General features: G+C 68.9%; 21 protein-coding genes. 16 read left to right on the top strand and 5 right to left on the bottom strand.

Features of this window, described 5'->3' with window-relative positions:
• Positions 1 to 16 precede the first annotated feature (16 nt).
• The 15 genes from prmC to ACIOHP_RS32325 all read left to right on the top strand — a co-directional run bounded on the left by prmC (position 17) and on the right by ACIOHP_RS32325 (position 13763).
• Positions 17 to 862 (top strand): peptide chain release factor N(5)-glutamine methyltransferase, encoded by an 846-nt coding sequence (gene prmC / locus ACIOHP_RS32395; protein WP_401893150.1) that lies wholly within the window; start codon positions 17 to 19, stop codon positions 860 to 862.
• Between the two features lie 50 nt (positions 863 to 912).
• Positions 913 to 1560 carry an L-threonylcarbamoyladenylate synthase gene (locus ACIOHP_RS32390; RefSeq protein WP_046262518.1) on the top strand — a complete coding sequence of 216 codons (648 nt, stop codon included), beginning with the start codon at positions 913 to 915 and terminating at the stop codon, positions 1558 to 1560.
• Positions 1557 to 2228, top strand: a complete 672-nt coding sequence (locus ACIOHP_RS32385; RefSeq protein WP_361479395.1) for a protein-tyrosine-phosphatase — start codon at positions 1557 to 1559, stop codon at positions 2226 to 2228. Before ACIOHP_RS32390 ends, ACIOHP_RS32385 begins: the two co-directional genes overlap by 4 nt.
• A gap of 153 nt (positions 2229 to 2381) precedes the next feature.
• A complete protein-coding gene (glyA, locus tag ACIOHP_RS32380; RefSeq protein WP_401893147.1) occupies positions 2382 to 3623 on the top strand; it encodes a serine hydroxymethyltransferase in 1242 nt (413 codons plus the stop codon).
• A gap of 129 nt (positions 3624 to 3752) precedes the next feature.
• On the top strand, positions 3753 to 5093 hold the full coding sequence (locus tag ACIOHP_RS32375; RefSeq protein WP_401893145.1) for an MraY family glycosyltransferase: 1341 nt from the start codon (positions 3753 to 3755) through the stop codon (positions 5091 to 5093).
• Between the two features lie 311 nt (positions 5094 to 5404).
• Positions 5405 to 5842 carry a hypothetical protein gene (locus tag ACIOHP_RS32370; protein WP_361542136.1) on the top strand — a complete coding sequence of 146 codons (438 nt, stop codon included), beginning with the start codon at positions 5405 to 5407 and terminating at the stop codon, positions 5840 to 5842.
• Positions 5843 to 6115: 273 nt separating this feature from the next.
• Positions 6116 to 6883, top strand: coding sequence for a F0F1 ATP synthase subunit A (atpB, locus tag ACIOHP_RS32365; protein WP_361542811.1), 768 nt, complete (start codon positions 6116 to 6118; stop codon positions 6881 to 6883).
• Between the two features lie 72 nt (positions 6884 to 6955).
• Positions 6956 to 7192: a hypothetical protein gene (locus tag ACIOHP_RS32360; protein ID WP_015657805.1), complete on the top strand. Its 237-nt coding sequence runs from the start codon at positions 6956 to 6958 to the stop codon at positions 7190 to 7192.
• A 38-nt stretch (positions 7193 to 7230) separates the two neighbouring features.
• Positions 7231 to 7779, top strand: coding sequence for a F0F1 ATP synthase subunit B (locus ACIOHP_RS32355; RefSeq protein WP_361479383.1), 549 nt, complete (start codon positions 7231 to 7233; stop codon positions 7777 to 7779).
• The gene (locus ACIOHP_RS32350) at positions 7776 to 8591 is read left to right on the top strand and encodes a F0F1 ATP synthase subunit delta (RefSeq protein ID WP_361479380.1); all 816 of its coding nucleotides are present in this window, start codon (positions 7776 to 7778) and stop codon (positions 8589 to 8591) included. Before ACIOHP_RS32355 ends, ACIOHP_RS32350 begins: the two co-directional genes overlap by 4 nt.
• A 122-nt stretch (positions 8592 to 8713) precedes the next feature.
• Positions 8714 to 10306: a F0F1 ATP synthase subunit alpha gene (gene atpA, locus ACIOHP_RS32345; protein WP_307025814.1), complete on the top strand. Its 1593-nt coding sequence runs from the start codon at positions 8714 to 8716 to the stop codon at positions 10304 to 10306.
• Between the two features lie 20 nt (positions 10307 to 10326).
• Positions 10327 to 11244, top strand: a complete 918-nt coding sequence (locus ACIOHP_RS32340; RefSeq protein ID WP_327719417.1) for a F0F1 ATP synthase subunit gamma — start codon at positions 10327 to 10329, stop codon at positions 11242 to 11244.
• Positions 11244 to 12680, top strand: a complete 1437-nt coding sequence (gene atpD / locus ACIOHP_RS32335) for a F0F1 ATP synthase subunit beta (protein WP_361542131.1) — start codon at positions 11244 to 11246, stop codon at positions 12678 to 12680. The genes ACIOHP_RS32340 and atpD overlap by 1 nt, the downstream gene beginning before the upstream one ends.
• 132 nt (positions 12681 to 12812) lie before the next feature.
• Positions 12813 to 13187 carry a F0F1 ATP synthase subunit epsilon gene (locus ACIOHP_RS32330; RefSeq protein ID WP_046262507.1) on the top strand — a complete coding sequence of 125 codons (375 nt, stop codon included), beginning with the start codon at positions 12813 to 12815 and terminating at the stop codon, positions 13185 to 13187.
• A gap of 129 nt (positions 13188 to 13316) precedes the next feature.
• Positions 13317 to 13763: a DUF2550 domain-containing protein gene (locus tag ACIOHP_RS32325; RefSeq protein WP_327719418.1), complete on the top strand. Its 447-nt coding sequence runs from the start codon at positions 13317 to 13319 to the stop codon at positions 13761 to 13763.
• A gap of 24 nt (positions 13764 to 13787) precedes the next feature.
• Here ACIOHP_RS32325 and ACIOHP_RS32320 read toward each other — a convergent pair whose 3' ends face one another.
• From ACIOHP_RS32320 to ACIOHP_RS32310, 3 genes are all read right to left on the bottom strand, one after another.
• Positions 13788 to 15614, bottom strand: a complete 1827-nt coding sequence (locus ACIOHP_RS32320; protein WP_401893142.1) for a glycosyl hydrolase family 18 protein — start codon at positions 15612 to 15614, stop codon at positions 13788 to 13790.
• 118 nt (positions 15615 to 15732) lie between these two features.
• The gene (locus tag ACIOHP_RS32315) at positions 15733 to 16374 is read right to left on the bottom strand and encodes a response regulator transcription factor (RefSeq protein ID WP_361542124.1); all 642 of its coding nucleotides are present in this window, start codon (positions 16372 to 16374) and stop codon (positions 15733 to 15735) included.
• Positions 16371 to 17561, bottom strand: coding sequence for a sensor histidine kinase (locus ACIOHP_RS32310; protein WP_401893140.1), 1191 nt, complete (start codon positions 17559 to 17561; stop codon positions 16371 to 16373). Before ACIOHP_RS32310 ends, ACIOHP_RS32315 begins: the two co-directional genes overlap by 4 nt.
• A gap of 152 nt (positions 17562 to 17713) precedes the next feature.
• Between ACIOHP_RS32310 and ACIOHP_RS32305 the strand changes: the two genes are divergently transcribed.
• Positions 17714 to 18247, top strand: a complete 534-nt coding sequence (locus ACIOHP_RS32305; protein ID WP_401893139.1) for a hypothetical protein — start codon at positions 17714 to 17716, stop codon at positions 18245 to 18247.
• Here ACIOHP_RS32305 and ACIOHP_RS32300 read toward each other — a convergent pair.
• Complete coding sequence (locus ACIOHP_RS32300; RefSeq protein WP_361542115.1) at positions 18244 to 18816, bottom strand: cob(I)yrinic acid a,c-diamide adenosyltransferase; 573 nt, start codon at positions 18814 to 18816, stop codon at positions 18244 to 18246. The two genes, ACIOHP_RS32305 and ACIOHP_RS32300, sit on opposite strands and share 4 nt — an antisense overlap.
• 13 nt (positions 18817 to 18829) lie before the next feature.
• Positions 18830 to 19579 (bottom strand): ABC transporter permease, encoded by a 750-nt coding sequence (locus ACIOHP_RS32295; RefSeq protein WP_401893137.1) that lies wholly within the window; start codon positions 19577 to 19579, stop codon positions 18830 to 18832.
• Positions 19580 to 19584 lie beyond the last annotated feature (5 nt).

Here is a 19584-nt window from a genome sequence, read left to right as displayed (position 1 = left end):
GACACGGAGGACTTGCGTGAACCTGCTGCTCGCAGAGGTGGCCCAGGCCACCCAGCGGCTGGCCGACGCCGGCGTGCCCTCGCCGCGCAACGACGCGGAGGAGCTCGCCGCGTTCGTGCACGGCGTGAAGCGGGGCGCGCTGCACTCCGTGAAGGACCCGGACTTCGACGCCCGGTACTGGGAGGTCATCGCCCGCCGTGAGCAGCGCGAGCCGCTCCAGCACATCACCGGGCGGGCCTTCTTCCGCTACCTGGAACTCCAGGTCGGCCCCGGGGTCTTCGTGCCCCGGCCCGAGACCGAGTCCGTGGTCGGGTGGGCGATAGACGCCGTACGTGCCATGGACGTCGTGGAGCCCTGCATCGTCGACCTGTGCACCGGCTCCGGCGCCATCGCGCTCGCCCTCGCCCAGGAGGTCCCGCGCTCCCGGGTGCACGCCGTGGAGCTGTCCGAGGACGCCCTCCAGTGGACGCGCAAGAACACGGAGGGGTCCAGGGTCGACCTGCGTCAGGGCAACGCCCTGGACGCCTTCCCGGACCTCGACGGCCAGGTCGACCTGGTCATCTCCAACCCGCCCTACATCCCGCTGACCGAATGGGAGTACGTCGCTCCCGAGGCACGGGACTACGATCCCGAACTCGCCCTGTTCTCAGGGGAGGACGGCCTCGAACTCATCCGCGGTCTGGAACGGACCGCACACCGGCTCCTGCGCCCCGGCGGCGTCGTCGTCATCGAGCACGCCGACACCCAGGGCGGCCAGGTGCCGTGGATCTTCACCGAGGAGCGGGGCTGGGCCGACGCGGCCGACCACCCGGACCTCAACAACCGCCCCCGGTTCGCCACGGCCCGCAAGGCGATGCCGTGAGCCCCACCCCCCAGTCTTCAGAGCAGTACGTGTACGAGGAGGCCCGCTAAATGGCACGGCGATACGACACCAACGACGCGACCGACCGCTCGACCGGTCTGCGCGAAGCCGCGTCCGCCGTCCGCCGTGGCGAACTCGTGGTCCTCCCGACCGACACGGTGTACGGCATCGGCGCCGACGCGTTCTCCTCGGAAGCGGTGCACGACCTGCTGGAGGCCAAGGGCCGGGGCCGCAACATGCCCACGCCCGTCCTCATCGGCTCCCCGAACACCCTGCACGGCCTCGTCACGGACTTCTCCGAGCTGGCCTGGGAGCTCGTCGACGCGTTCTGGCCGGGCGCGCTGACGCTCGTCGCCAAGCACCAGCCGTCGCTCCAGTGGGACCTGGGGGACACGAGGGGCACGGTCGCCGTCCGTATGCCCCTGCACCCCGTGGCCATCGAGCTGCTGACCGAGGTCGGCCCGATGGCGGTGTCCTCGGCGAACCTGACGGGCCACCCGGCGCCGGAGGACTGCGACGCGGCCCAGGAGATGCTCGGCGACTCGGTCTCCGTGTACCTCGACGGCGGTCCGACCCCGGGCAACGTCCCCTCCTCGATCGTCGACGTCACCCGCGAGGTGCCGCTGCTGCTGCGTGCGGGCGCGATCTCCGCGGAGGAGCTCCGGAAGGTCGTACCCGACCTCGAGGTGGCGAATTGACGGCCCCTGACGCGGGGCGTGGCATATGGGACCCGGAGGAGACGCGGACCTTCACAGGGCTCCCGCGTGACACCTTCCGCATCCTCCACGTCAGCACCGGCAACGTGTGCCGCTCGCCGATCACCGAGCGGCTGACCCGGCATGCCCTGGCGGACCGGCTGGGCGACCCGCTGTGGGGCGGGCTCGTCGTGGAGAGCGCGGGGACCTGGGGCCATGAAGGCGCACCCATGGAGGCCAACGCGGAGACCGTGCTGGCCGACTTCGGCGCGGACGCGACCGGCTTCACGGGCCGCGAACTCCTCGACGAGCACGTCATCATGGCCGACCTGGTCCTCACCGCCACCCGCGATCACCGTCAGCAGGTCATCTCGATGGGCCACTCGGCGGGTCTGCGCACCTTCACCCTGAAGGAGTTCACCCGCCTGGTCCGCGCGATAGACCCGACAACGCTGCCTCCCCTGGAGGACGGCGTGGTGGCCCGCGCCCGCGCCCTGGTCCGCGCCGCGGCAGCTCTACGCGGGTGGCTCCTGGCCCCGACGGCGGAGGCGGACGAGGTGTACGACCCGTACGGTGCCCCGCTGCCGTTCTTCCGGTCGATCGGGGACGAGATACATCAGGCGGTGGACCCCGTGATCACTGCGCTGACGGGTGTGCCTGCCCGGATGTGACGCGGACGGGGCGGTGAGCCGACGGACGTCGGGGATCGGGTTGCTGTCGTCACTGCGCTCACCGGAGTAACTGCGAGGACGTGACGACCGAGCACCCCACCGGTCCCGGGCCTACATTGGACGTACGTCACCGTCGACGCCCCGGAGTCCACCATGTCGGTCACCCATGCCCCCGAGACCGCCGACATCCTGCGGCGGCAGGATCCCGAGCTGGCCGAGATCCTGCTCGGTGAGCTCGCGCGCCAGTCGACGTCGTTGCAGCTGATCGCCGCCGAGAACTTCAGCTCGCCGGCCGTGCTGGCCGCGATGGGGTCGCCGCTGGCGAACAAGTACGCCGAGGGATACCCCGGTGCCCGGCACCACGGCGGCTGCGAGATCGTCGACGTCGCCGAGCGGATCGCCGTGGACCGCGCCAAGGCCCTCTTCGGCGCCGAACACGCCAACGTGCAGGCCCATTCGGGGTCGTCGGCCGTACTGGCCGCCTATGCCGCCCTGCTGCGCCCCGGCGACACCGTCCTCGCCCTCGGCCTGCCCTACGGCGGTCACCTCACCCACGGCTCGCCCGCCAACTTCTCCGGCCGCTGGTTCGACTTCGTGCCGTACGGCGTCGACGCGGAGACCGGGCTCATCGACTACGACCAGGTCCGCACACTCGCCCGCCAGCACCGGCCCAAGGCCATCGTGTGCGGCTCCATCGCCTACCCCCGGCACATCGACTACGCCTTCTTCCGCGAGGTCGCCGACGAGGTCGGGGCGTATCTCATCGCCGACGCCGCCCACCCCATCGGGCTCGTCGCCGGGGGAGCGGCGCCCAGTCCGGTGCCGTACGCCGACGTCGTCTGCGCCACCACGCACAAGGTGCTGCGCGGACCCCGCGGCGGCATGATCCTGTGCGGCGCCGCTCTGGCCGAGCGGGTCGACCGGGCCGTCTTCCCGTTCACGCAGGGCGGCGCGCAGATGCACACCATCGCCGCCAAGGCCGTCGCGTTCGGCGAGGCGGCGACACCGGCCTTCACGGCGTACGCCCATCAGGTGGTCGCCAATGCGAGGGTTCTCGCGGCGGGGCTGGCCGCCGAGGGGCTCGTCGTCACCACGGGCGGGACCGACACCCATCTGGTCACCGCCGATCCGGCACCGCTCGGCGTCGACGGGCGGACCGCCAAGGGCCGGCTCGTGGCGGCCGGCATGGTGCTCGACTGCTGTGCGCTGCCGCACGCGGACGCCCGCGGCCTGCGCCTGGGAACGGCGGCCGTGACCACCCAGGGCATGGGGGAGGCGCAGATGACGCGGATCGCCGTACTGCTCGCGGGGGTGCTCAGAGGTGAGGCCGAGACGCAGAAGGCACGTGAAGAAGTCCGGGATCTGGTCGGGGGATTTCCGCCGTATCCGGCCTGAGCGGGGGTACGCGTTCCGAGGTGCACAGCCACTCGTGCAACCATCGTCGCTACCCGAAAGTCCCCATCCATATGCGTCCATCGCTAGGGTGTGGGGCTGAGATGGCCAGCGAGACCTGTGGGGAAGCCTGTGCGTGAATACCTGCTGACGCTCTGCATCACGGCCGCGGTGACGTATCTGCTGACAGGGCCGGTACGTAAGTTCGCGATCGTGGCCGGAGCGATGCCGGAGATCAGGGCCCGTGACGTGCACCGGGAACCGACTCCGCGGCTCGGCGGTATCGCCATGTTCTTCGGCCTGTGCGCGGGCCTGCTGGTCGCCGACCACCTCACCAACCTCAGCCAGGTCTTCGACAAGTCGAACGAGCCCAGAGCGCTGCTCAGCGGCGCCGCGCTGATCTGGCTGATCGGCGTCCTGGACGACAAGTTCGAGATCGACGCCCTGATCAAGCTGGGCGGCCAGATGATCGCCGCAGGCGTCATGGTCATGCAGGGTCTGACGATCCTGTGGCTGCCGATCCCGACGGTGGGCAATGTCGCGCTGACCCAGTGGCAGGGCACCCTGCTGACGGTGGCGCTCGTCGTCATCACCATCAACGCGGTCAACTTCGTCGACGGCCTCGACGGTCTCGCGGCGGGCATGGTGTGCATCGCGTCGGCGGCGTTCTTCCTCTACGCCTACCGCGTCTGGGTGTCGTACGGCATCGAGGCCGCCGCCCCGGCCACGCTGTTCTCGGCGATCCTGATGGGCATGTGCCTGGGCTTCCTGCCGCACAACATGCATCCCGCGCGGATCTTCATGGGTGACTCCGGCTCGATGCTGATCGGTCTGGTGCTGGCCGCGGGCGCGATCTCCATCACCGGCCAGGTCGACCCCGACGCGTTGAAGCTGTTCGCCGGGTCCGAGAAGGCGGCCGTGCACCAGACGGTGCCGGTCTACATCCCGCTGCTGCTGCCGCTGACCATCATCGCGATCCCGGCGGCCGACCTGGTCCTGGCGATCGTGCGCCGCACCTGGCGCGGTCAGTCGCCGTTCGCCGCCGACCGCGGGCATCTGCACCACCGGCTCCTGGAGATCGGGCACTCGCACAGCCGCGCGGTGCTGATCATGTACTTCTGGTCGGCGCTGATCGCGTTCGGCGCGCTCGCGTACTCCGTGAACTCCGCGTCCATGTGGATCGTCCTGAGCGTGGTGTTCCTCTCCGCGATCGGTCTGCTGCTCCTGCTGCTGCCGCGCTTCACGCCGCGTGCCCCGAGGTGGGCGCAGGCCTTCCTGCCGCCGCGCTACCGCCGCCGCAGGGCCGTTGCGGAATCCGCGCCGGTCGCCGAACCGGCCGCCGCGGCCGTGGAGTCGGAGGAGGACGAGGAGCGCACTCCGGTCGCCGTCGGGGTCTCCGGCGTCAACGGGGCGACCGCCCTCGGCGCCCGTTCGCGCTTCCTGGACAGGCGGAAAGCCGGAACGTCGCGCTGACGCGGCAAGGTAAGAATCTGACGAGAGCATTGCCAAGTCGTGGGAGTGGGTTGGGGGTGCAAAGCGCCCCAATACCAGACAACTGGGCCGCCTTTTTGCACAGACGCGCACTCTCACTCTCATGTGTGACACCGAGCACACCCACCAGGTAAAGACCTCATCAAATAGTTTGTGATACGGTTCACGAGAACCCCGGACAGAGTCGAAGGACCGCAGTGCGACGGTCCATTGGCGCGAGACTCAAGCTCTCCATCCGGGACTACGCTCGTCCATGACGACACCCTGCCCCCTGTGAAAGCGGAGTTGCCGCCATGCCCTCCAATGACGCCCGGAACCTCCTCCAGACCGCTGTGCCAACAGCGGCCGTCGGCGCGGTCACCGTCGCCGTCAGTGGAGTGGTCGCCGGCGGCAAGGGGGCACTCGGAGCGGCTGTCGGCACCGTGCTGGCCATCCTGTTCATGGGAATCGGTCTGTACGTCCTGCAATGGACGGCAAAAACGCTCCCGCAGTTGTTCCAGGCCATGGGGCTGATGCTCTATGTCGCCCAACTCCTGTTGCTCCTCATCTTCGTCGCCCTTTTCCAGGACACCTCCCTCTTCAACCCGAAGGCGTTCGCGGCCTCGCTCGTCGTCGCGACCGTCGTGTGGATGGCCGCTCAGGCCCGTGCGCATATGAAGGCCAAGATCTTCTACGTCGACCCGGACTCCGAGAAGAGCGGGAAGTCGGAGAAGTCAGGGTCGTCGTCGTGAGGGGTAGGGCCGGGATAAAGGCGTGGAAGAACTCCTGCTATCGTCCGGTGCCAACTGCGGCATCGCGGGCGCGGGCATCTGAGCTGACGCCTGCTCAATCGCGAGGCTTGATGCCCCCCAGCCGCCCCCACATCCGTAAGACCTGTCCGGTGCCGACCAGCGGCTGCGTGCCGCGCCGACACAACGAGGTAGCCGTACCCATGCGTCACGCCGAAGGAGCCCGCGGTGAGTGCTGACCAGACCCAGCTCGCCTTTGACTGGAGCTGTCGGATCATGTCCGACGGGTGTGGCTTTCCGGCTCCGGGCCTGCACTCGTTCCTGTTCCAGCCCATCGCCACGGTCGGCGGGTTCGAGTTCAACAAGGTGATGTTGCTCGCGCTCATCACCACCCTGCTCGTCATCACCTTCTTCTATGCCGCGTTCGGCAAGGCCAAGGTCGTCCCGGGCAAGCTGCAGATGATCGGCGAGGCCGGCTACGACTTCGTGCGCCGCGGCATCGTCTACGAGACCCTCGGCAAGAAAGAGGGTGAGAAGTGGGTGCCACTCATGGTCTCCCTCTTCTTCTTCATCTGGATCATGAACATCTGGTCCGTGATCCCGCTGGCCCAGTTCCCGGTGGCCTCGGTCTTCGCCTTCCCGGTGGTGCTCGCCGCGCTCGTATGGGTTCTCTGGGTCGGCCTGACGTTCAAGCGTCACGGCTTCGTCGGCTTCTTCAAGAACGTGACGGGCTACGACAAGTCGCTCGGCGCCGTGCTGCCGCTCGTGATGATCATCGAGTTCCTCTCGAACCTGTTCGTCCGGCCCTTCACCCACGCGGTCCGGCTCTTCGCCAACATGTTCGCCGGCCACCTGATGCTGGTCATGTTCACCGTCGCCTCCTGGTACCTGCTGAACGGCGCGATGATCCCGGCAGCCGGTGTCTCCTTCGTCATGACCATGGTCATGATCCTCTTCGAGCTCTTCGTGCAGGCCGTCCAGGCATACGTCTTCGTGCTGCTGGCCTGCTCCTACATTCAGGGCGCTCTCGCCGAGCACCACTGAGCCCCTACCCCAAGCCCCAGAACGTCCGGTGGCCAACCCCCGCCGGTCCAAGAAAGAGAAGGAAGAATCAGCATGGCTGCCACTGAGACCCTCGCCGCTGTCTCCGGTTCGCTCGGCTCCATCGGCTACGGCCTCGCCGCCATCGGCCCCGGCGTCGGCGTCGGCATCATCTTCGGTAACGGCACCCAGGCCCTCGCCCGTCAGCCCGAGGCCGCCGGCCTGATCCGCGCCAACCAGATCCTGGGCTTCGCCTTCTGTGAGGCGCTCGCCCTCATCGGCATCGTCATGCCGTTCGTGTTCGGTAAGTAATCCCTCTTACCTGACACGTTTCGACGAAAGGCACTGATGTGATCGCCAACCTGGTACAGCTGGCGGCCGAGGAAGAGCAGAACCCGCTCATTCCTCCGGGCCCCGAGCTGCTCGTCGGCACCATCGCCTTCGCCATCGTGTTCTTCTTCTTCTGGAAGAAGCTGCTTCCGAACATCAACAAGGTTCTGGAAGAGCGCCGCGAGGCGATCGAAGGCGGAATCGAGAAGGCCGAGGCCGCGCAGGTCGAGGCCCAGAGCGTTCTTGAGCAGTACAAGGCTCAGCTCGCCGAGGCCCGGCACGAGGCCGCGCGTCTGCGCCAGGAGGCGCAGGAGCAGGGCGCCACGCTCATCGCCGAGATGCGCGCGGAAGGCCAGCGGCAGCGCGAGGAGATCGTCGCCGCCGGTCACGCGCAGATCGAGGCCGACCGCAAGGCCGCGTCCTCCGCGCTGCGCCGGGACGTCGGCAAGCTCGCCACCGACCTGGCCGGCAAGCTCGTCGGTGAGTCCCTCGAGGACCACGCCCGACAGAGCCGCGTGATCGACCGCTTCCTCGACGAGCTCGAGGAGAAGGCCGAGGCCGCGCGATGAACGGAGCGAGCCGCGAGGCCCTGGCAGCCGCACGTGAGCGTCTCGACGCGCTGACGGACAACACGTCCGTGAACGTCGGCACGCTCGCCGGGGAGCTGGCCGCCGTCACCGCGCTGCTCGACCGCGAGGTGTCGCTGCGTCGGGTCCTCACCGACCCGGCGCAGGCCGGCGAGGGCAAGGCCGAACTGGCCCGGCGCCTCCTCGGTGGCCAGGTGGGCGGCGAGGCCGCCGATCTGGTGTCCGGCATGGTGCGTTCCCGCTGGTCGCAGTCGCGTGACCTCGCGGACGCCCTGGAGGAGCTGGCGAACATCGCCGACCTCACCGCCGCACAGCAGACGGGCGCGCTCGACGACGTCGAGGACGAACTGTTCCGGTTCGGCCGGATCGTCTCTTCGAACACCGAGCTGCGTGCCGCGCTGACCGACCGCGCCGCGACGGCGCCGGCCAAGGGCGAGCTGCTGCGCAGCCTGCTCGGCGGCCGTGCCCACGCGACCACCGAGCGTCTGGTGACGCGTCTTGTGACCGCGCCCCGGGGACGTAGCCTGGAGTCGGGACTGGAGTCCCTGTCCAAGCTCGCCGCCGAGCGCCGGGACCGGCTGGTCGCCGTCGTCACCTCGGCGGTGCCGCTGAGCGACACGCAGAAGCAGCGCCTGGGCGCCGCCCTCGCGAAGCTCTACGGCCACACGATGCACCTCAACATCGACGTGGACCCCGAGGTCCTCGGCGGGATCCGGGTGCAGGTCGGCGACGAGGTCATCAACGGCTCCCTCGCGGACCGTATCGAGGACGCCGGCCGCCGCCTGGCGGGCTGACCAGCAACTTCATAAGCAGTACGTACAGACGGCCCGGTTGGGCCGTGCAGAGGATTCCTGGGGGTCGCCCCCAGACCCCCAAGTTGAAACTTCGGGCCCAACAAGGAGAGCAGGGAACCCAGATGGCGGAGCTCACGATCCGGCCGGAGGAGATCCGGGACGCGCTGGAGAACTTCGTCCAGTCGTACAAGCCGGACGCGGCCTCGCGCGAGGAGGTCGGTACGGTCACCCTTGCCGGCGACGGCATCGCGAAGGTCGAGGGTCTTCCCTCGGCCATGGCCAACGAACTGCTGAAGTTCGAGGACGGCACCCTCGGACTCGCGCTCAACCTGGAAGAGCGCGAGATCGGTACCGTCATCCTCGGCGAGTTCAGCGGTGTCGAGGAGGGCCAGCCGGTCACCCGCACCGGCGAGGTCCTGTCCGTCGCCGTGGGCGAGGGCTACCTCGGCCGCGTCGTCGACCCGCTCGGCAACCCGATCGACGGCCTCGGCGAGATCGAGACCAGCGGTCGTCGCGCCCTTGAGCTGCAGGCTCCGGGCGTCATGGCCCGTAAGTCGGTGCACGAGCCGATGGAGACCGGCTACAAGGCCGTCGACGCGATGACCCCGATCGGCCGTGGCCAGCGTCAGCTGATCATCGGTGACCGTCAGACCGGCAAGACCGCCCTGGCCGTCGACACGATCATCAACCAGCGTGACAACTGGCGCTCCGGCGACCCGAAGAAGCAGGTCCGCTGCGTCTACGTCGCCATCGGCCAGAAGGGCTCGACCATCGCCTCCGTGCGTGGCGCCCTCGACGAGGCCGGCGCGCTGGAGTACACGACCATCGTCGCCGCCCCGGCGTCCGACCCGGCCGGCTTCAAGTACCTGGCGCCGTACACCGGTTCGGCCATCGGCCAGCAGTGGATGTACGAGGGCAAGCACGTCCTCATCATCTTCGACGACCTCTCGAAGCAGGCCGACGCCTACCGCGCCGTGTCCCTGCTGCTGCGCCGCCCGCCGGGCCGTGAGGCCTACCCGGGTGACGTCTTCTACCTGCACTCCCGTCTGCTGGAGCGCTGCGCGAAGCTCTCCGACGACCTGGGCGCCGGTTCGATGACGGGTCTGCCGATCGTCGAGACCAAGGCGAACGACGTGTCGGCGTTCATCCCGACCAACGTCATCTCCATCACCGACGGCCAGTGCTTCCTGGAGTCGGACCTGTTCAACGCCGGTCAGCGCCCCGCGCTGAACGTCGGTATCTCCGTCTCCCGAGTCGGTGGTTCCGCGCAGCACAAGGCGATGAAGCAGGTCTCCGGCCGTCTGCGCCTCGACCTCGCCCAGTACCGCGAGCTGGAGGCCTTCGCCGCCTTCGGTTCCGACCTGGACGCCGCGTCGAAGTCGCAGCTGGAGCGCGGTCAGCGTCTGGTCGAGCTGCTCAAGCAGGCTCAGTACCAGCCGATGCCGACCGAGGACCAGGTCGTCTCCGTGTGGGCCGGTACCACCGGCAAGATGGACGACGTCCCGGTCAACGACATCCGCCGCTTCGAGAAGGAGCTCCTGGAGTACCTGCACCGCAAGGAGCAGGGCCTCATGACCTCCATCAAGGAGGGCGGCAAGATGTCGGACGACACGCTCACCGCCATCGCCGACGGCATCGCGGACTTCAAGAAGCAGTTCGAGACCTCGGACGGCAAGCTTCTCGGCGAAGACGCGCCGGCCGCCGCGGCCAAGTGACGACGGAAGGGACCTGACTCATGGGAGCCCAGCTCCGGGTCTACAAGCGTCGCATCCGATCCGTCACCGCGACCAAGAAGATCACGAAGGCGATGGAGATGATCGCCGCCTCGCGTGTCGTCAAGGCGCAGCGCAAGGTGGCGGCCTCCACGCCGTACGCGACCGAGCTCACCCGCGCGGTCACGGCGGTCGGAACCGGCTCGAACACCAAGCACCCGCTGACCACGCAGGCCGAGACGGTCGTGCGGTCCGCGGTGCTGCTCCTCACGAGCGACCGTGGTCTCGCCGGCGCCTTCAACGCCAACGCCATCAAGGTGGCGGAGAAGCTCACCGAGCGTCTCGAGGCCGAGGGCAAGGAGGTCGACACGTACATCGTCGGCCGCCGCGGTCTGGCCCACTACAACTTCCGCGAGCGCAAGGTCGCGGAGTCGTGGTCGGGCTTCACCGACGAGCCCACGTACGCGGACGCGAAGAAGGTCGCGGGTCCGCTGATCGAGGCCATCGAGAAGGACACGGCCGAGGGTGGCGTGGATGAACTCCACATCGTCTTCACCGAGTTCGTCTCGATGATGACGCAGACGGCGCTCGACGACCGTCTGCTGCCGCTCAGCCTCGAAGAGGTCGCCGCGGAGGCCACGCCCAAGGGCGAGATCCTTCCGCTGTACGACTTCGAGCCCTCGGCGGAGGACGTCCTCGACGCCCTCCTGCCGCGCTACGTGGAGAGCCGTATCTACAACGCGCTGCTCCAGTCGGCCGCTTCGAAGCACGCCGCCACGCGGCGCGCGATGAAGTCGGCCACCGACAACGCGGGAGAGCTGATCACCACTCTCTCCCGTCTTGCCAACGCGGCCCGCCAGGCCGAAATCACCCAGGAAATCAGCGAGATCGTCGGTGGCTCCGCAGCCCTGGCCGACGCGACCGCGGGGAGTGACAGGTAATGACGACGACAGTTGAGACGGCCGCTGCCACGGGCCGCGTCGCCCGGGTCATCGGCCCGGTCGTCGACGTGGAATTCCCCGTCGACGCGATGCCGGAGATCTACAACGCTCTGCACGTCGAGGTGGCCGACCCGGCCCTCGACGGTGCGAAGAAGACGCTGACCCTGGAGGTCGCCCAGCACCTGGGTGACGGCCTGGTCCGCACCATCTCCATGCAGCCCACCGACGGTCTGGTCCGCCAGGCCGCGGTCACCGACACGGGTGCCTCCATCACCGTGCCGGTCGGCGACTTCACCAAGGGCAAGGTGTTCAACACCCTCGGCGAGGTCCTGAACGTCGACGAGCAGTACGACGGCGAGCGCTGGGGCATCCACCGCAAGGCTCCGAACTTCGACGAGCTCGAGTCGAAGACCGAGATGTTCGAGACCGGCGTCAAGGTCATCGACCTTCTCACCCCGTACGTCAAGGGTGGAAAGATCGGTCTGTTCGGTGGTGCCGGCGTCGGCAAGACGGTGCTCATCCAGGAGATGATCTACCGCGTCGCCAACAACCACGACGGTGTCTCCGTGTTCGCCGGTGTCGGTGAGCGCACGCGTGAGGGCAACGACCTCATCGAGGAGATGGCGGAGTCGGGCGTCATCGACAAGACCGCCCTGGTCTTCGGTCAGATGGACGAGCCCCCGGGCACCCGTCTGCGCGTGGCCCTCGCCGGTCTGACCATGGCGGAGTACTTCCGCGATGTGCAGAAGCAGGACGTGCTGTTCTTCATCGACAACATCTTCCGCTTCACGCAGGCCGGTTCCGAGGTCTCGACCCTGCTCGGCCGTATGCCCTCCGCGGTGGGTTACCAGCCGAACCTGGCCGACGAGATGGGTCTCCTCCAGGAGCGCATCACCTCGACCCGTGGTCACTCGATCACCTCGATGCAGGCGATCTACGTCCCCGCGGACGACCTGACCGACCCGGCCCCGGCCACCACCTTCGCCCACCTCGACGCGACGACGGTTCTCTCCCGTCCGATCTCCGAGAAGGGCATCTACCCGGCCGTGGACCCGCTGGACTCCACGTCCCGCATCCTGGACCCCCGCTACATCGCGGCGGACCACTACAACACGGCCATGCGTGTCAAGGGTGTCCTCCAGAAGTACAAGGACCTCCAGGACATCATCGCGATCCTCGGTATCGACGAGCTGGGCGAAGAGGACAAGCTCGTCGTCCACCGCGCCCGTCGCGTGGAGCGCTTCCTGTCCCAGAACACCCACGTCGCCAAGCAGTTCACCGGCGTCGACGGGTCGGACGTGCCGCTGGAGGAGTCGATCACGGCCTTCAACGCGATCATCGACGGCGAGTACGACCACTTCCCGGAGCAGGCGTTCTTCCTCTGCGGTGGCATTGAGGACCTCAAGGCCAACGCCAAGGAGCTCGGCGTCTCCTGAACTCGGACCTGAAGAGTCCTGAGCTCTGAGTTCGACTGAGGGGGCGGGGCACGTCCCGCCCCCTCTTTCACGCCTACTAGACTTGTAACCAACACCCGGCCGAACCGCCGGGTGGTGACCCGAGGAGCCACCTTGGCTGCTGAGCTGCACGTCGCGCTGGTCGCGGCCGACCGAGAGGTCTGGTCCGGCGAGGCCACCCTGGTCGTCGCGCGCACCACGTCCGGCGACATCGGCGTCATGCCCGGTCACCAGCCGCTGCTCGGTGTGCTGGAGTCGGGCCCGGTGACCATCCGTACGAGTGATGGTGGAACGGTCGTCGCCGCGGTGCACGGCGGTTTCATCTCGTTCGCGGACAACAAGCTGTCGCTGCTGGCCGAGATCGCCGAGCTGTCGGACGAGATCGACGTCCAGCGCGCGGAACGCGAGCTGGAGCGTGCGAAGGCGGAGGGTGACGCCGCCGCCGAGCGTCGCGCGGACGTACGCATCCGTGCGGCGGCGACGCGTTAGTCGGCGCGTCACGCCTATGACGTCACTCAGCCGCGGCTGGGACCGGAGCAATCCGGCCCTGGTCGCGGCTGAGGCAAATGTGGATGTTTTTTCCATTCCGTTACCGAGTAGACGAGGAGGTCGGTGTCGATGGCCCTCGCTCTGACTGTGTGCGGAATCGTCGTGGCACTCGTGGTGCTGGGACTGTTCGTCTTCGGCCTTCGTCGCAGACTCATCCAGCGCTCCGGCGGCACCTTCGACTGTTCGCTGCGCTGGGACGTCCCGGAGAAACCCGACACCAACGGCAAGGGCTGGAGCTACGGTGTCGCCCGCTACAACGGCGACCGCATCGAGTGGTACCGCGTCTTCTCCTACGCCTACCGCCCGCGCCGCGTCCTGGAGCGCGCCGCGATCGAGGTCGCCGGGCGTCGGCTGCCGGAGGGCGAGGAGGAGCTGGCGCTGCTCTCCGACGCCGTCATCCTGACCTGTCTGCACCGGGGCACGCGGCTGGAACTCGCCATGAGCGAAGACGCGCTGACCGGTTTCCTCGCGTGGCTGGAAGCAGCCCCGCCCGGTCAGCGCGTCAATGTCGCCTAGGTCCTACCGACGGTCGTAACCCGTTTACGACAGCCCGTTGTTGATCGCGCTCACCAGCTCACCGTTGCCGGTGTCGCCGCTGAACTCCCAGAAGAACGCCCCGCCCAGGCCCTGGTTCTTGGCCCAGGTCATCTTGGTGCCGATGGTGGCGGGGGTGTCGTACGACCACCAGTTGTTGCCGCAGTAGGCGTACGCCGTGCCCGCGATGGTGCCGGTGGCCGGGCAGGACGTCTTGAGGATCTTGTAGTCCTCGATGCCCGCCTCGTAGGTGCCCGGGGCCGCTCCGGTCGCCGTGCCGCCGGGGGCGGCCTGGGTGACACCGGTCCAGCCGCGGCCGTAGAAACCGATGCCGAGCAGCAGCTTCTTGGACGCCACGCCCTTCGACTTCAGCTTGGCGATCGCGTCGGCGGAGTTGAATCCGGCCTGCGGGATGCCGGAGTACGAGGTCAGCGGCGAGTGCGGGGCGGTCGGGCCCTGCGCGTTGAAGGCGCCGAAGTAGTCGTACGTCATCACGTTGTACCAGTCGACGGAGGCCGAGGCGCCGCCGTAGTCGGCCGCGTCGATCTTGCCGCCGGAGGAGCCGTCGGCCGTGATGGCCGCGGTGACCAGGTAGTTCGAGCCGAACTCGGTACGCAGGGCCTGCATCAGGTTCTTGAAGGACGCCGCGCCGGAGGTGTCACAGGTCAGTCCGCAGGCGTTCGGGTACTCCCAGTCGATGTCGATGCCGTCGAAGACATCGGCCCAGCGGGGGTCCTCGACGACCGCCTTGCAGGACTTGGCGAACGCGGCCGGGTTGGCCGCGGCCTGGCCGAAGCCGCCGGAGTAGGTCCAGCCGCCGAAGGAGTACAGCACCTTGATGTGCGGGTACTTGGCCTTCAGCTGGCGCAGCTGGTTGAAGTTGCCGCGCAGCGGCTGGTCCCAGGTGTCGGCGACGCCGCTGACGGACTGGTCGGCGGTGTAGGCCTTGTCGTAGGCGGCGTAGGTGTCGTCGACGGTGCACTGACCGTTCTTGACGTTGCCGAACGCGTAGTTGATGTGTGTGATCTTCGACGCGGAGCCGGAGCTGACCAGGTTCTTGACGTGGTAGTTGCGGCCGTAGACGCCCCACTCGGTGAAGTAGCCGAGCTTGACCTTGTCGCCGGTGGGCGGCGGCTCGGTGGTGCCGCCGGTGGTGCGCACCGCGCGGGCGCCGCTGACCGGGCCGGTCTGGTCGGCGGTGTCGCGGGCCTGGACACTGTAGGAGTAGTCGGTGCCGGCGGTCAGGCCGGTGTTGGTGTACGAGGTCGTCGTCACGGTGGCGACCTTGGTGCCGTCGCGCAGGACGTCGTAGTTCTTGATGCCCTTGTCGTCGGTGGCGGCGCTCCAGGAGAGCTTCACCGAGGTGTTGGTGATGTCCGAGGCGGTGGGAGTGCCGGGGGCGCTCGGCGCGCTGTCGCCGGGGGTCGTGGTGCCGCCGTCACAACTGCCGCCGTTGAGCTTGCAGTTCGCGGGGGAGCCGGACCCGGAGCCGTTGAAGCCGAAGGAGAGGGAGGCGCCGGGGGCGAGGGTGCCGTTCCAGGACTTGTTCTTGGCGGTCCAGTGGGTGCCGGAGGAGGTGACGTCGGCGTCCCAGGCGGAGGTGACGGACGTGCCGGAGGGGAAGTCCCACTCGACGGTCCAGGAGCTGAGGGCGGTGTCGCCGGTGTTCTTGACGGTCCACTTGCCTTCGAAGCCGGTGCCCCAGTCCTGCGTCTTGGCATAGGTGGCGGTCGCGGATGTCGCGGCCTGGGCGGGGCTCGCGAGGCCGACGAGGCCGGCGAAGGGGAGCACCAGGGTCGCTAGCCCTGCCGCCACTCTGTGTCTGAAGCGCATGCCGCGCCTCCTTGAGGGGTGTTGGGGGCGCAACTGAGCCTTCACGCCCACGGTGCGGCGAGAATAGAAAGGTCTGGACCACGGGTCAATAGGTCTGGACCACTCAGTATGCGATCGCTCAGACACCCAACTCCTGCGCCAGCACCGCCGCTTGCACGCGGCTGCGCAGCTCCAGCTTCCCCAGCAGTCGGCTGACGTGCGTCTTCACCGTCGCCTCCGCCATGTCGAGACGGGTCGCGATGTCCGCGTTGGACAGTCCCTCGCCCAGGCAGGACAGCACCTCGCGTTCACGGCGGGTGAGGGTGTCCAGGACCGCCGGGTCGACGCCCGGCTGCCGTACGGGCTTGGCGGCGAACTCGGAGATCAGCCGGCGGGTGACGGCCGGGGCCACGATCCCCTCGCCGCGCGCCACCGTACGGACCGCCTCCACGAGGTCCCGCGCCTCCGTGTTCTTCAGCAGGAACCCGGCCGCCCCGGCCCTGAGCGCCCCGAACACATACTCGTCGAGGTCGAAGGTGGTCAGCACGAGGACGTCCGCGAGCCCCTCCTCCGTGACCTTCCGGGTCGCCGACACCCCGTCCAGACGCGGCATCTGTACGTCCATCAGCACCAGGTCGGGCCGCAGTTCCCGGGCCAGCGCAACCGCCTGTTCGCCGTCCGCGGCCTCGCCGACCACCTCGATGTCGGGCGCGCTGCGCAGGATGAGGACCAGTCCGGCGCGGACGGCGGACTGGTCCTCGGCGACGAGCACGCGGATCATGCGGGATCTCCTTCGATGACGTCGGCGACGGGCAGGGTGGCGCGTACGGCCCAGATCTTGCCGTTCGCCGAGCTCTCGGGGCCGGCCTCGAAGGTGCCGCCGAGCAGCGCCGCCCGCTCCCGCATACCCACCAGACCGGCGCCGGAACCGGGCGCGCTCGGCCCGTCGCGGTCGCCGTAAGGGCTGGTCACGGCGATGGCGAGGGAGCCGTCCGCCTGGTGCAGCAGCACGGTGACCCGGCCGGGGCAGGCGTGCTTGAGGGCGTTGGTGAGGGATTCCTGGACGATCCGGTAGGCGGCGAGCTCGACGGGGGCCGGCAGGGTCGTGCCGTGCTCGGCCTCCAGCGTGACGTCGAGGCCGTTGGCGCGGGCGTCGTCGGCCAGGACGGCGAGCCCGTCGAGGGTGGGGACCGCGCTGGGTGCACCGTCGCCGTCCCGCAGGATGCCGATCAGCCGGCGCATCTCCTCGAGTCCCTTGACGCTGTTCTCGCGGATGACGCCGAGGGCCTGCCGGGACGTCTCCGGATCGTCCAGCGACAGCGCGGCCGTGGAGTGGATCGCGATCGCCGACAGATGGTTGGCGACCATGTCGTGCAACTCCCGTGCCATCCGGGCGCGTTCGGCGACGACGGCCTGGCTGCGGTCCATCTCGGCGAGCAGGGCGGTCTGTTCGGCACGCAGGCGCGCGGCCTCGGCGGCGTCGCGGTGGTTGCGGACGATCCAGCCGGTGGCGGCGGGCCCGTACGCCACGACACCGACGACCACGCCGATCAGCAGCGCCTCCGGCTCCCGCCACACCGCGAACGGCACCAGCGTCCCGGCCACCGTGAGCAGACCGGTGATCCACTGGATGCGCCGGGCCGAGGCGAGCGGGCCGTACAGGACGGCCGCGTAGACCAGGTCGGTGAACATCAGCACCGACGCGAGGCTGCCCTGGGTCACCAGGTCCGCGCAGATCGCGACCGTGCCGGTCAGCAGCGCCACGCGGGGTGCCGCGCGGCGCAGCAGCTCGCAGCCGGCCAGCACGGTGAGCGGCACCAGCACCGGCCAGGGGCCGTCGAAGAGGGTGATCGGGTCGTCGGACCGCCGGGTGCCGAGACCCGCGAGGACGAGGAGCAGCCCGCCGAGCAGCCCGCCGGCCGCGATGTACACGTCGAAGCGGTGCGGGCGGGGGAGTCGTACGGCCATGTCCCCATGAAACACGGCCCGCGCGGCGCCCGCCTGATCCCCGGGGACGGTCCTGGACTGCATCTTTCGATGTACGGCGACTTCGTCAGCGGCGACGACGAAAGCGGCCGCGCGCGCCGGGAGCCTGGAAGGGTGACCGAAGGGAGCGAGCCGTGATCGTCGGACTGATCGTCGCCTGCGAGGTGGCGTTCTGGGTGCTGCTGGCCGCGGGACTGGCCTTCCGGTACGTCCTCGGGATGCCGCGGGCGGGGCTGGCGCTGCTGCTGTGCGAGCCGCTGCTGGAGCTCGTGCTGTTCATCGTGACCGCGGTCGATCTGCGCGGCGGCGCCGAGCCCGACTGGAAGCACGGTCTGGCCGCCGTCTACATCGGCTTCACCGTGGGCCTCGGCCACTCCACGATCCGATGGGCCGACGCCCACTTCGCCCACCGCTTCGCGGGCGGCCCGCCGCCGGTACGGCCGCCGAAGTACGGCACGGCCCGCGCCGTCCACGAGTGGAAGGTCGCGGGCCGCTGGATCCTCGCCGCGGTCGTCGCCATGACCCTGCTCCAGGGGGCGATCTGGTACGTCGGCGGCGACGGCGGGACCGACTCGCTACGGGCCTGGCAGCAGCGCATGGCGTGGCTGATCGGCATCAATGTGATCATCGCCGCCGGCTACACGCTGTTCCCCAAGCGCGAGCGTTAACGCTCCCCGCCCGGGACCCAGAGCACGTCCCCGACGTCCTTGTTGGCCGAGCGGGCAAGGATGAACAGCAGGTCCGACAACCGGTTCAGGTAGGTCGCCGTCAGCGGGTTCATCACCTCGCCGTGGACCTCCAGAGCGGCCCATGTGGAGCGCTCGGCACGTCGTACGACCGTGCACGCCTGGTGCAGCAGGGCCGCACCCGCCGTGCCGCCGGGCAGGATGAAGGAGCGGAGCTTCTCCAGTCGCTCGTTGAAGTGGTCGCAGTCCGCCTCCAGCTTGTCGACGTAGAACTGCTCGACCCTGAGCGGCGGGAACTCCGGGTTCTCCACGACCGGCGTCGACAGGTCCGCACCCACGTCGAACAGGTCGTTCTGCACCCGGGTGAGGACCTTGACGATCTCCTCGTCGAGCCCGCCCAGCGCGATCGCCGTGCCGATCACCGCGTTCGCCTCGTTGGCGTCGGCGTACGCCGAGATCCGCAGATCGGTCTTGGCGACCCGGCTCATGTCACCGAGGGCGGTGGTGCCCTGGTCGCCGGTCCTGGTGTAGATGCGCGTCAGATTGACCATGAGGTCAGCGTAGTTACGCCCCGGCCGTTCGGAACACGCGTGTGCCCACCGTCACGGCGAGTGCCGTGAGCGCGAGGGCGACCAGCACGCCGTACGCCATGTGCGCCGAGGCGTACGAGCCGACGTAGGCGTCCCTGACGGCGTCCACCAGATAGCGGAACGGCACGAAGTGGGAGAGGACGTCCAGCCAGGCCGGGCCCAGGGTCATCGGGAGCATCAGGCCGGACAGCAGCATCATCGGCATCGTCAGGGCGTTGACCGCCGGGCCGAACTCCCCCGGGGTGTGCAGCTTCATGGCCAGCGCGTACGACAGCGAGGCCAGCGACACCGTCAGCAGCGCGACGAACGCGAAGCCGATCAGGATGCCGGCGAGCGGGGCCCGCAGCCCCATGGCCAGCGCGGCCAGCACGAGCAGTACCGCCTGGAGGACGAAGACGGTGGCGTCGCGCAGCACCCGCCCGAGCAGCAGCGCCAGCCGGCTGACCGGTGTCACCCGCATCCGCTCCACCACCCCCTGGCTCTTCTCGACGATGATCGCGAACCCCGCGAACGAGGCCCCGAACAGGCCGAGTTGAAGCAGCAGCCCGGGCACGAGCAGCTGCCAGGAGCTGCCCGCCCCGCCCAGCGGGAGATCGGTGAGCAGCGGGCCGAAGAAGAGGAGATAGAGCAGCGGCATCAGCACGCCGAAGAGCAGGGCGAAGCGGGAGCGCAGGGACTGACGGAGATAGCGGCCGTAGATCAGCGCGGTGTCGTGGAGAAGCATCGTCG

Origin of the sequence: Streptomyces sp. NPDC087859, assembly GCF_044742595.1 — a bacterium.
Taxonomy (GTDB): Bacteria; Actinomycetota; Actinomycetes; order Streptomycetales; family Streptomycetaceae; genus Streptomyces; species Streptomyces canus_F.
Note: the sequence above shows the minus strand (reverse complement) of the source record. Positions and strands in the feature narration are given on the sequence as shown.